The following is a 13,117-nucleotide window of genomic DNA, read 5'->3' as shown; positions in this document are numbered from 1 at the left end:
TAGAAAGATGAATAAGCACTTTCCTATGGTAAGATTTCTTCCCCTGGCCATTTTCTTTTTACTGTTCACCGCCTGCGAAAAGGTTATTGCACCGGAGAAACTGACGGAGCGTGTGTTTGTGGTGAATGTGGTTCCCGGTGAGCAGCCGTTGAAAGAATACCTGGACTATCACCAGCATATCTGGCCGGAAGTGGAAGCGGGCTTCCGTAAAGCAGGCTATCGCAATATTTCATTGTACCGGTATCAGCATTTGCTGGTGATGACCATCACGGTTCCGGAAAATGCGAACCTGGATAGCATGGGGAAAATAGCGGCGGCGCATGATCCCCGTTGCGCCGAATGGAATAAAGTAATGGCTGGTTACCAGGCAGGCGTACCAGGCACGGCGCCCGGAGAAACGTGGGTGGAGGCTGCTCCCTTCTATCATTTTCAGGGAAAATAGTCAGTGCTGAAACGCTCCGCTATGGGAGCGTTTCCACATCCTGCCGGTATTGCCGGAGAAACTCGCGCGGCGATAAGCCCTTTACTTCCCTGAAATGTTTGTTGAAGTTGGAAATATTGTTATACCCGCTTTGATAACAAGCTTCTGTTATATTAAAATCTCCTTCCAGCAAAATTTTAGCGGCATGGCCTATCCGTATTTCTTTGACAAAGTCGATCAGTGTACGGTTCGTTTTACGCTTAAAGAAGCGGCAAAAAGCAGCGGAAGACATGGGGATCAGGTCTGCTACGTCCTGTAAAGCGATCTCCTCTTTAAAGTGCTGGAAAATATAATCGAATACTTTGTTTATTTTTTTGGCCTCACCGGAATTGTCGACCACGTTATAATAAGGAGACGAAAGCACCTGTGAAGTAGTAGACTGCGCCAGGATGTCGAGTAACCGGAGCATCAGTGCAGCACGCGTTAAACCGGATTCGAACAGCATTTGCTGCATAATCATTTTGGCATTTACCAGCGTAGGACCAGTAAATAAAACACCTTTTGCCGCTTTATTGAAAAGTACGTTTAATCCCTGTGCTTCCGGTTTTTCCAATAGTTGTTGTCCCAGGAAATTAGGAAAGAAGTGTATCACAATAGCCTGTGGTTGTACCAGCGGATCAATGGTACGGTAATATTGCCAGCAATGAGGAAGATAGCTGCCCAACAATACCAGCTCCGGACCTTCAAAATCTGCTATATGATCGCCAATAAATCGTTTCCCACTGCAATTTTCCAGTAACGCAATTTCAAAGTTAATATGTGACTTCAGCGAAGTATATTTTTTTATTTCCAGTATGTCTGATCTTACCGTAAACGACTGGTCTGGTGGAAACGTGAAATTTTCATAAATATATTGCATACTGTCCTAATAAATTGTTGATAAAACGATTTACCCCGTATCCAAAAGTACTATAAAAAGTGAATATCTCTCCTAATGGTTTTCTTTCGCGGCTACTGCAAATAAAACATAAGTAATAGTCAAGTTATGGGTGGTGAAAGGCCGATTATATGCAGATCTTTACGTCGTTATCGGTCGGCACCAGGTCCAATTATATTCATTCCACACTTTTATCACCTACGGATAACGATTAATTTTTGATGGCACACAGGGCATATACCGGGAAAGCCCGGTATATGTTTATTTTTTTTAATAGTAATGGAGCAGGAGAAGAGCAGTACCCTGCTTATTATATAGCATTTTTTAATCGATCCAATGAGGCATTCTTTTTTGAAGTGGTCCGTTTTATTTTTATTAGGCAGTAGCATCACCGTTTCCGCTCAGCAATCACCGGTTGATCAGCTGCTACAGCAACTGAGCGGAACAATTTACTTTTCCACCAAACAATACAACGGTACGGCTTTAGTCAAAGAACAACGTTTTCAATCTGCTACATTGAAAGGTGATGATGGCGTTTGGCAGTTGAACATCACCACAACACCGGTAAGCGACCAGCAGGGAGTAAGGGATGTTACAGCGGTATTTCGCCTCAGCAGCGGAACTGCCAGTCATACAGCCGTTAACGTTAGCTTCGATTTTAGCCGCTGGAGCCCCGGGAATTATGTGATGGTACCAGCCTCCGTATATAATGGCAACCGTTATCGTGTTATTGGAGATGGATATAGCCCGGCTTATCCGGATGATATGTATTACCAGCCACAGGTGCCATTAACCATTTCCAACAACCCACGCCTGAAAATAGAAAAGGACGCGGCTTCGCTGATTGAATTACAAACTACCAATACCGCTACGCCTGCCATGTGTTTCTTTTCTCAGCAGGAGAAAAAAGGATTTATTGTGTTAACCACGCAGGCAACGCCATATGGTAACAACGGTTTGACTATCGCAGAAAATGCGCAGAAAGACAGTTGTGCTTTTCGTATTTCCGCGCCTGCCGTACGCGTATTGGCGCCGGGTTTCGGCGACTGGCACGCTAGCGGGGATATAGCACCCAACTGGAAAGCAGGAGATGAAGTGACCCTGCACTTCCGGCTATATGTATTTGATGCTGCTAACATTCCTGCTTTGCTGACCCGCTTCCGGGAAGTGCGCAAAGACCTGGATGGAGGAGGTCAACCCCGCAACCAGGTGCCTATGAGTAAGCTGTTGGAACTGGGACGTGGTATTTGTAGCAACAACTTTGTTACCGTACCTGCGGGAAGTTATTATAAGCCGGAAAACAACAACGATTTCCAGCTGGGTTGGGTGAGTGGCATGATGAACTCATATCCGATGCTGGCAATGAATAATGAAACAGAACGCACTCGCGTGATGGCGGAACTGGATTTTGTGGCGCATCAACTCCAGGGTAAAAGTGGTTATTTCTATGGCGGTATGACCGCCTCCGGCGAGATAAGACCCGAAAAGATGAATCCTCATTTTCCGGAACTACAGGCCATGGTGCGGAAAAATGCTGATGCCCTTCTTTGGCTGATGAAGCACCTGCTGTTGTTTAAAGCACAAGGCTATGGCGCCAGCATTCATAAAGATTGGGAAACCGCTGCACAAAAACTGGCAACAGCGTTTACCACCACCTGGAAGAAACACCATGAGTTTGGTCAGTATATTGCCCCTGCCACTGGTGAAATAGCCGTATTTAATTCCACTGCGGGGGCTATTGCGCCCGCAGGGCTGGCAATGGCTGCCCGCTATTTTAACCGGCCGGAATGGCTGCAAACGGCAAAAGAAGCCGCTGATTTCTATTACGAAAGGGATGTTGTAAAACAAGGACTTACCGGCGGCGACTGTGGCGATATTTCACAGGATGCCAATTCGGAATCTGCCTTTGGTTTCCTGGAGTCGCTGATGGCATTGTACTATCACACCAACGATCGTAAATGGCTACAGAAGGCAGAAGTGCAGGCAGCCCTTTGTGCAACCTGGACTATTTCTTACCCGGTAGTATTCCCGCCCAACAGCACCATTGGCAAACTGCAATGTAACATGACCGGAGCCGTATGGGCCAGTATACAGAATAAGCACGCTGCACCAGGTATCTGCACCGCCTCCGGTGATTATCTTTTTAAATTATTCCGGGCTACAGGAAAAGAAGCCTATGCCGAATTGCTGCGCGATATTCAACATGCCCATTCAGAAGCGGTGAATATGCCGGGACATGTCACTTCCAATTATCTTATTGGCTCTTGTATGGAGCGCATACAACCCAGCGACGCGGAAGGACGTGGCAGCATAGGTAATTTTATTTATACCCGCAATTCATGGACGGAAACCAATGGCATGCTCATGGCCATGGAAATTCCGGGCATTTATCTGCAAACGGATAAAGGCAGCTTATATGTTTTTGATCATGTAACGGCTAAAATAGTGACCAGGAAGAATGGTAATACCGTGCTGGAAGTAACCAATCCTACGGCTTATGATGCCTCGGTAGCCGTAATGGCAGAATCTGGCCGGCAGGCCGCCACTCCACTGGTATACACGGCATTTCTGAAATGGCCGAAAGTGAACATTAAAGCCGGTGAAACAGTACAGGTGCAGGTGCTGGCGAATGGACAGCTATCACGTATATAGCCGACACGGTATACAGGGCTACCCATAGCAAAGTGGTAGTCCTGTATACCGGTTATTGTTCAGGGGGTAACCCGCCAATGAATTCTGCTATCCGCGCCCGGATCCGATCCCGGATCCATTGTATTTTCTCTGCATCCAGTTCTGCCAGCAGATTTCCATTGTCTACGTTAAAATCAGTATATACATCTTCGGTGAATTCGTTCTCTATTTCTTCCAACCGCTTTTCGTTGGCAAAGTCCAGCCGCCCGATCTTCGACAGCACACTATTCAGCCTGTTTGCTGTAATGTAGCCCGCCATTTCTGTTACTAAGAAGGACAGCTCTTCCGACCTGGAGCTAACGTCGGGTAAGAACGACCACTTTTCTGCTTCGTGAAATTTTTCTTCTTCATCGAAGGCAGGGTTTTTATGTTTGATAACCGGACGGCTACTCAGTGTTGCTACTGTTGAATGATGGAGCGGTTTTATCACCACGCCTTCTATGAGGTTAGGCGTGATCTCCGGCAAATGCAATAATGAAGGGATGGTAGAAGAACGGTGGATATCAAAATTTAGCGCATCATTCCATTTCCCGATAAATAATGGCCTGGCATAAAAGATATTAAACCGTTCAAAATAAGCCATGGCTGTATCGTAGTCGAGATAGGTTTTGGTGGTGGTGTCTGCTGCTAACAGCGCAATATCAAATGCGCAAAACCGGATGGAGGGACTATAATATACACCCGTTTGAATAGCCTGTACCTGCTCATCGGGCGCTACTCCCGGATGAGGATATTTTCCGCCAAACAATTCTCCATAGACAATATACCGGTAGGCAGGAAAATCTTTGTGTAATTGCTCAAACAGGGCAATGACAGCATCTTCCATGTTGGCAACTACCTGTTGGAATCCGAAAAAATCATCGTCCCATTGAAGATAGCCTTTCCGTTTAGCGTATCGTAAATGCCTGTTTTCGTATACAAAACTGAAATTGGCGCCATGTATTTTTTCGGTTACTACCCACTTTAGTTTATGCAGGCTGTTTAATTCTTTTTCTGATAAGTGAAGTCCTTTGGAATTTTTGGGCATTTTCTCATATGCGGAATGCTCGCTCATAGCCGTAAAAACAATGGGTTAATAACAAAATAATTTGTTGGCAATATAAGTTTTTTTGCAGATTTAGAGATAGGTTAATACTTGCATTGCATCGGTAATAGGTTAGCCTGGCATACGATTAAAGAAAATAAAAAAAGCCGCAGGTATCCATCTACCTACGGCTAAAACATCCGCTGATAACTGCTGGATGTTATTGTTGGGGCAGCCAGTATTTATATCCCCTGCTTCTCACTTCCAGCCAGCTTTTGGGCGCACTCCAGTAGTTGGGTACATCCAGGGTGAAATCGTCATTTACATAAGTCAGGATATCGGTGTAATCCTGGCCGATAACGTTTTTGTAGTGGATGGTCAGTTGTTTGAGCCGGGGATCATAAAAGTTGTTTTCGGTGGATTGCTGCACCGTGCTATAGGCGAAGGTGCCCATCGGGAAATCGGTATTGCCTCCCAGGATAGGATCCTGTCTGTATATTCCAAAATCCTGGTCTACCAGTGTCAGCATATTATACATCCAGCCTGCACTGTGTAAACCGTGTACTTCAAAGGACCAGGCGCTGGATCCCCAGATCATGTATTTGCCGTTAAACTTAGGATCATCGTCCATGCTTAGCGGGGTAACGAACTTGTATTTTCTGAGTCTTCCGTCCGGTGCGTTTTCGCCGCCATTGCCTGCCAGTTGCACGGAGTAATAGCGACCAATAGGGATTTTAGGTATAGGGAAGCCAGACCAGTTAACGATTTTATCTTTTGTTACCAGCAGGCCGGCAATCATGAATTGGGTGTATTGCCTGCTCAGTGGGAGGCTGTCTGCGCGCACCACTTTTAACGGGAAGGCGTAGTCCTGGTATTCCTTCATTTTGTCCCTTTCCACCGGTACCGTGAAAATGAGAGAGGAAGAAGAGGAGCCTTTCGGGATGGTTACCACAAACCCGTTTTCTTTTGCATCGAATGGTGCGTTAACGGTATATGCAGCAGCATCCGGAATTTTCTTGGTTTCGTTTTTCAGGATGTTATAATCCTCCACTGCTTCCGGATCAAAAGCTACTATCACGCGATAGTCCCGGGAAGCTGGCAGCGAACCGCCGATACCTACTTTAAACTTTATTTCTGCCATGAAAGTTTTGGTATCAATGATGGTATCAGACTCATACTGGGCGTTGAGATACTTGAGTGTATCCACGAAAGTATGTACGGCTACATCGGATATTTCTCTTTCTGTGGCGGAAGTAGAAGAAGCGGAAATAATATAGACTTCCTGTTTGTAGAATTCTTTGTTTTCGTAGTCGGGTTTACCACAGCCATGCAGCATGGCGGCAGCAAATGCGATGGAAAGTATATGATAAATGCGTTTCATGTGGTTTGATTTTAAGTGTATTACCATCCTGGATTTTGTATCAGCGTTCCCCAGTAGTTAGCTACTTCCTGGTAAGGAATTGGGAGGAAGTAATTTTTAGGTCTGAATACATAACCATCGATGACGGCTCGGTCGTAAAACCCGCCATCAGGCGACAGGTAATTGCATCCATATACAAGGCCGCCCATGCCGAGGCTGTTACCCCAGGCGTCGCGGGCAGTTTTAGCGGCATCTTTCCAACGGCGGGAATCGAAGTAGCGTTGTGCTTCAAATGCCATTTCCACATAGCGTTCGTGTTTAATGCGCTCCCGGGTGATTTCTTTGCTGGCGGGTTCATAACCGGGTAGGCCTGCACGGAATCTTACCAGGTTGAGATATTTGAGGATATCTGCATCTCCGGGTGCATATTCATTTAATGCTTCGGCGTAGGAAAGATAGATCTCTGCCAGGCGTATGGCCGGATATGGTTTATCAAAGCTGCCACCTGCTTTCTGCTCATCGTCAGCTACCCATTTTACGATCTGGTAACCGGAACGTACGGAGGGGCGGTCGGTCTGGATAAAGCCGTCCAACGCATTGGCTTTGTAGTCGGCATAGTACATGGTACCGTTGTTCTGCAGGTAACCACGACCAATAAATCCGATAGTGGCATAAAAGCGAGCTTCCCGGTAAAGGCAGCGGTTCGGCACTTTAGCGTTGATATTGGACAGTTTGAACCCGGTAGTAACCGGGCTCGCATCTTCCGGACCATTTCCTCTTATATAGAGGTCATCGCCATTATCCGCCACGCCAACATCGTTGTACAATTTCCTGTTTTCTTCATCTATAGTGTTACCATTATTCATGAAGAAGGCATCTACCAGTTTTTGTGTGGCATATACTCTTCCGGCATATTGTGCTCCTTCACTATTGTTGTAATTTCTTGGAATACCCATAATGGTGAGGTTCCAGGTTTGATTACCCTGATTCAGGAGCCAGATGGCTTCTTTATTCCAGTAGGATTTGCCACCGGAAAACAATCCTTTATAAGAGCGATAGGGGTCGATACCAGCAGGTCCGTTAGGCCAGGCAACGTTATTGCCGGGGAAATTACCCAGGGGAACGGTTAACTTGTCGCTGTTAGCGGGCACTGTAAAGAGTTCAAATTTTCCCTGGTCAATGACTACTTTGGCAGCATCTGCCGCTTTCTTCCATTTCAGTGGATCTGCGGATGGAGAGAAGTAGGGTTTTCCTTTAGCGTCTCTGAAGTTGCTATAGTCGGGGTTACCGTTTACCAGCGGGCTGGCATCCCAGAGCAGTACCCGTGCTTTAATGGCCATGGCGGCTTCACGGGAAGGACGGCCTAAATCTACATTCTGGATTTTTTCTTTCGGAGGCAACTGGCTAATGCAGGAGTCCAGTTCTGACGTGATGAAGTTAACGCATTCTTCTTCGGTATTCCTGGTAGTGGGCAGCTCTTCGGTTTTGGAATAGTCGATAGTTTTACTGACGATAGGAAAAGGACCGTATAGTTCCAGCATCTGTGAATAGTAAAATGCGCGAAGGAACCTGGCATCAGCAGCATATCCTTCTATTTCGCCTGGTACCAGCAGTTTGTCGTTTGCTTTGTGATAATTTTCGAGGAACAGGTTGCAGGTGCGGATCGCTTTGTAGTAATCTCCCCAGAAGCCATATATGGGATTATCCGGGTTGAATTTACCCTGGGCGAAAACGAGGTTGGGATAGTTATCCAACCCTGCGTGGCCTTCATCGTAATTGGTATTAAAAGGCCAGCTGTTAATCATATCTGAATAGTTGGGCATAGCGCCATAACAGGCGGCCCAGGCTTTCCGGATATCGATGCGTTGTGTCCAGATATTATTGAGATTGTTTACCTCATGCAGGTATTCGTCTGCTTCCAGGTAGTGGCAGCTGAAGGATGGAACGAGGAAGAACAGGACTACAAGTAATTTTATGATATTGTTTTTCATGAACGTCATTTTAAAGGTCAAATCCAATTTCCAATCCCAGGGAGATGGTTCTTTTTAAAGGATAGGCGTAGGAAGAAGTTTGTTCCGGATTCCAGTCTTTAAATTTGGAGAAGGTGTATACATTGTCGCATCTGCCGTAGTAGTAAATACTTTTAAACGGTGATTTTTTGGATCGGGGCGTCCAGGTGTATCCCAGTTCTGCGTCTGCAATTCTGAGATAGGAGGCTTCTCTTAACCAGAAAGTAGAAGTTTGTGCGTTGTTCAGGTTGTCTGAGCCATAAGCCAGCCTGGGATAGGTAGCATTTGGATTTTCGGTAGCGGGGTTACCGGAGTAGGAGGTGGGTGTCCAGTGGTCTTTTACTGCCGCTGCATATATAGCACCGTTTTCGTTGCCGCCTGCATTATATGGATTGAAGGGAATTCTGCTTCCGTAAATGGTTCTGAACTGGTTTAGCTTGCCGATGGCGCGGGTAGCGAAGGTCCATTTTTTATATCGCAGGTCAATGGCCAGCGAATAGCTCCATTTGGGATACCGGTTACCGGTCCAGATCCTGTCGTTGGCAGTAATAACGCCATCGCCGTCGATGTCTTTATATTTGATATCTCCGGGCATTACTTTATTCCAGGTTTGCACCGGGCTGTTATCAATATCTTTCTGATCTTTAAATAATCCCAGTGCAATGTAGTTCAGGTCGCGCCCGAAATCGAGTCCAATGCCGCTCTGGTAGGCTACTTTAGGATCCAGCTGTCCGTTTTCTATGATCTTGTTTTTATTGTAGCTAACAATGGCTTTGATATAGTTGATTTTGAAGTTGCCAAATGATTTGGTGTAGGTGAGGTCAAAGTCAATACCTTTTGATTCGGTTTTACCGAGGTTGGCTTGTGGTGTGGATGGCAGTCCCAGTGTAGCAGGCAGCCTGCTCAGGTAAATCAGCTGGTCGCTGTTTACGTATTGGTAAGCGTCTACAATCAGTTTCATATTTCTGAACAAACCTATTTCTGTACCCAGGTTTAATTTCTGATTACGTTCCCAGGTGAGGTTCAATTGTTCCAGGCGGGATTCTCCGATACCAGGAACATAAATGCCACTGCCGGCGGCTTGTCCGAATCCGAAGGTATAACCGGTACGGCCGGCGGTGGTGGCCATGTAGCCAAAGCGGGAGGCACTACCGGAGGCACCTACCACGCCGTAGGACACCCTGAATTTGAGGAAGTCTATTACATCAGCGATACCTCCGTTCCAGAATTTTTCTGCAGAGGGTACCCAGGCGAAACCTATGGATGGGAAGCTGGACCAGCGTTTATCCGGTGTAAACATTTGTGATCCGGATGCGCCGAAGTTGATATCCGTAAAATACCGGTCGGCCCAGCCGAAGGTAACGCGTCCGGCCACTGATTGTTCGCGGGTGGGTAATGCGTTGATCAGCAGGGTACCGCCATCTCCGCTGGGGGCGTCGGTGAGGTACTCGCGTTGTTTATACAGCATCAACCCGGTTACCGCCAGTTTTTTGAAAAAGGTGTGGGCGTAATTCAGGCTACCTTGCAGTTCTACTACACGATCACCGGTAGGTGCGGTGTAATAGAATCCCATTTTGTCGTTAATATCCGGGGTTTTGTTGATCGTTACCAGGTTACCATCTTTATCCCGTCCGGTACCCATATAGCTATTCATATAGTCAATAGCGTGGCGTTGGTAATCTTTAAAATATCGATGTGCGTAATAATTGCTTTTTGTAAACGAGGCAATGCCACTCAGGAACAATCCTTCTGTGAGAAAGTCCAGTTTCTGTGTAAGGTTCAGGTTAGTAGACATGTAGTTGGCATAGTTTTTCACGAACCCTGTTTTGGTTAGCAATGAGTAAGGGTTCACAATGCCGGATGGTTCTTCCGGTGCAGAGCCATCAGAAAATTCTGCAGGGAATAACGTTGGATTTACGTTGTTCATGATATCAAGCAGGGCGCCTGCTCCCTGTCCTGGTTCTGTGGTAGTATTGTACCGGCCATCGAATCCAATTCCCAGTGTAGTGATGGGCGTTAGATCTGCTTTTAAGTTAGAGCGGAAGTTGAACTGGTTGTAGTTGGCATTGGAAGCACTTTTGCTATTGAACATGCCTTTCTCGTTGTACAACCCACCGGACATATAGTAAGTCACCGCATTACCGCCGCCGCTGATATTGAAGTTAGCTTTGGTAGCAGGATTATTTTGTCTTATCATGGTCTTGTACCAGTCCACATTGGGGTAGAAGTCCATATCATTATCTGCAAACTTTGCGATGTCCTGGTCGGTATACATGGGTCGTTTATCTCTTACCGCCAGTGCTTCATTTTTCATTTTGGCAAAGGTGGGTGCATCTACCCAGGTAGGTTTGTAGGTAGCGTTGTTGATAGAATGCGATGCCGAAATGCGAACCGTTGGCTTGGAGGCGATTTTACCGGTTTTGGTAGTAATCACGATAATACCATTGGAACCTTCGAGGCCATATACCGCTGTAGCAGATGCATCTTTCAATACCGAGAATGTTGCAATATCGTTGGGGTCTACGTCATCGATATTTCTTCTTAGCCCATCAATTAATATCAGGGGAGAAGTGCTGCCGGATACGGAGTTAATCCCCCTGATGATGAAAGAGGCACCATCTTGCCCGGGCTGGCCAGAAGACTGTACAAACGTAACACCCGCTACTCTGCCTGCCAGCTGTGAGGTCAGTGAACGGGTAGGGGCTTTTAACTCTGAAGGGTTGATGGTGGTGATAGCGCCTACCACACTTACCTTTTTTTGTGTACCCATGGCCGTTACCACTACTTCGTCTTTGGTAAGGCTCTCTGATTCCATGATGATCGGGAATTTCCGGAGGCTGGCCGTGGGGATATTTTTTACATCTACTTCCTGGGTTTTATATCCTATGGAGGAAATCACCAGGGTAGCATAACGGGAGATATTGCCCACCACAAAATAGCCGTTTTTATCAGATACGGTTCCTACCAGTGGATTAGACTTCAGGTAAATGGTCACCATATTGAGGGGCTGATTCTGCAAATCGGTAATGGTGCCGGAAAGCGTAACAGCGGCGCCTGCACTGTCTTTTACGGCCAGCAACGCGGAGCGGGGCGTATGTAGTGTTACCAGTTTGTTGGCATTGATGCGGAAGGAGATATCAGTATCTTTCAGGATAGCTGTTAAGGCAGCAGAAATATCAGTGGCTTTGCCATCGTATGCGCCTGCCATTTTGTTAAACATCGGATCTTCTGTATAGAGAAACCGGTAGGCAGTTGTTTTTTCAATGTATTCCAGTACTTCCCGTATAGGCTTTTTACCCGCGGGAATGCCAATTTGCTGTGACCACACCTTCAGGGAAGGGCAGACGCATAGCATGACAATAAGATACAGCAGTAGCTTACAGCTTTTTTTCACGTTCATGTGACTGATGGTTTAAAATGATGACTATAGGCAAAGCAGATACCCGCGGACTTCATGACGTCCGCAATACCTCAAGTACGTAAAGCAATCTGGTTTTTAAATGATGTTACTGTGCGGATACTACCTGCACAATTGATGTTTATTGGTTGATATAAATTTTATTGCCTGAACTGGTGTAATGAAATGGAATAGTTTGTTGCAATGCAGGGATAATCTCCTGAATGGATTCATTGGAGAATGTTCCCGTGATGCGAATGTCCTGGAATACGGTATCATTAAAGTAGATGTATACGTTGAATTTTCGTTGCAGCTCATTAGCTACGTCCTGGAATCTGGCAGAACGGAAAACTAATTTATTTTTTAGCCACGCTGTTTCGTCGAAGCTGCTGTCGATACGGTTAAGCGTCAGGTGTTGTAGTGACACGGTTTCGTTATGTATTTCTTTTGGTGTACTGGTGTATATGTTTTGTTTTTGATTAATGGTCACTTTTTCCCTTGGTCTCAGCAGGATGATTCTTTCCGGATCTTTGTTGGTAGCCAGCTGGATAGCACCGGTGAACAGGGATGCTTCCACAACAGAATCTTCTGCATAAGCTTTTACATTAAAGGTGGTACCGAGTACGGTGACGCGTACGCTGGGAGTAGCTACCTGCATTGGCATGGCCGGATCTTTCTTCACATCAAAGTAGGCTTCGCCTTCCAGGTTAATGAGCCTGTTTTTTATGCCAAAATCTTTATCATAGGTGAGGCGGCTCCCGGAGTTCAGGATAACAACTGAACCATCTGGTAAATGAATGGTGGTTTTGGCGCCCCGTTCCGTGTTGATTTTATTCACAAAAGTGCCGGCGGCATTATGACTGGCAAACAGGTATAATCCTGTGAGTACTGCCAGGTTGAGTGTAGCTGCCACGTATAGTTTGGAATAACGCCTGAAATGTTTTTTCAGCGGGTTGTCTGCCGGCGTGGCTTCCTCGTTGGCCTGGAGGTCGTTAGCTGGTTCTTCACCGATTAGCCGGAGTAACCGTTTTTCGCTTCGTTCCAACATGGCGGGATCTTCTCCCTTAACAATCTCCAGGTTGAAAACAGCATCCAATACTTCACCTTGCTGTAATTCCTGCTGATGTTTCTTTAGCAGGAACTCCAGTTCTTTAATCTCGTGATCAGAGATCTCATGACTAAACTTTTTGGCGAGTAATTCCCAGATTCTGTCCATGTAAATGGCGGTCGTTTATTAGAAGGAGTAGTAAAACAACCGTTTACCCTTAAGTGCCGGAA

Annotated in this window: 8 protein-coding genes; 2 read left to right on the top strand and 6 right to left on the bottom strand. The window is 46.2% G+C overall.

All coding sequences use genetic code 11. From position 1 onward, the window contains the following. Positions 1–7 precede the first annotated feature (7 nt). On the top strand, positions 8–442 hold the full coding sequence (locus AC5ZC7_RS18960) for an L-rhamnose mutarotase (protein WP_496157330.1): 435 nt from the start codon (positions 8–10) through the stop codon (positions 440–442). A gap of 19 nt (positions 443–461) precedes the next feature. Here the strand turns inward: AC5ZC7_RS18960 and AC5ZC7_RS18955 are convergent, their stop codons facing one another. After that, positions 462–1,340, bottom strand: coding sequence for a helix-turn-helix domain-containing protein (locus AC5ZC7_RS18955; protein ID WP_496157331.1), 879 nt, complete (start codon positions 1,338–1,340; stop codon positions 462–464). Positions 1,341–1,694: 354 nt separating this feature from the next. Between AC5ZC7_RS18955 and AC5ZC7_RS18950 the strand changes: the two genes are divergently transcribed. Then, a complete protein-coding gene (locus AC5ZC7_RS18950) occupies positions 1,695–4,010 on the top strand; it encodes a hypothetical protein (protein WP_496157332.1) in 2,316 nt (771 codons plus the stop codon). 52 nt (positions 4,011–4,062) lie between these two features. Here AC5ZC7_RS18950 and AC5ZC7_RS18945 read toward each other — a convergent pair whose 3' ends face one another. From AC5ZC7_RS18945 to AC5ZC7_RS18925, 5 genes are all read right to left on the bottom strand, one after another. Further along, entirely contained in the window at positions 4,063–5,103 is a 1,041-nt protein-coding gene (locus AC5ZC7_RS18945) for an RNA ligase family protein (RefSeq protein WP_496157333.1), read from the bottom strand. Between the two features lie 190 nt (positions 5,104–5,293). Further along, the gene (locus AC5ZC7_RS18940) at positions 5,294–6,454 is read right to left on the bottom strand and encodes a BT_3987 domain-containing protein (protein ID WP_496157334.1); all 1,161 of its coding nucleotides are present in this window, start codon (positions 6,452–6,454) and stop codon (positions 5,294–5,296) included. A gap of 20 nt (positions 6,455–6,474) precedes the next feature. After that, entirely contained in the window at positions 6,475–8,424 is a 1,950-nt protein-coding gene (locus tag AC5ZC7_RS18935; RefSeq protein ID WP_496157335.1) for a RagB/SusD family nutrient uptake outer membrane protein, read from the bottom strand. 10 nt (positions 8,425–8,434) lie between these two features. Continuing rightward, complete coding sequence (locus AC5ZC7_RS18930) at positions 8,435–11,842, bottom strand: SusC/RagA family TonB-linked outer membrane protein (protein WP_496157336.1); 3,408 nt, start codon at positions 11,840–11,842, stop codon at positions 8,435–8,437. 139 nt (positions 11,843–11,981) lie between these two features. Continuing rightward, the gene (locus AC5ZC7_RS18925) at positions 11,982–13,055 is read right to left on the bottom strand and encodes a FecR domain-containing protein (RefSeq protein ID WP_496157337.1); all 1,074 of its coding nucleotides are present in this window, start codon (positions 13,053–13,055) and stop codon (positions 11,982–11,984) included. Positions 13,056–13,117: the final 62 nt, after the last annotated feature.

It is taken from the genome of Chitinophaga sp. 9-1-y (assembly GCF_059511905.2).
Note: the sequence above shows the minus strand (reverse complement) of the source record. Positions and strands in the feature narration are given on the sequence as shown.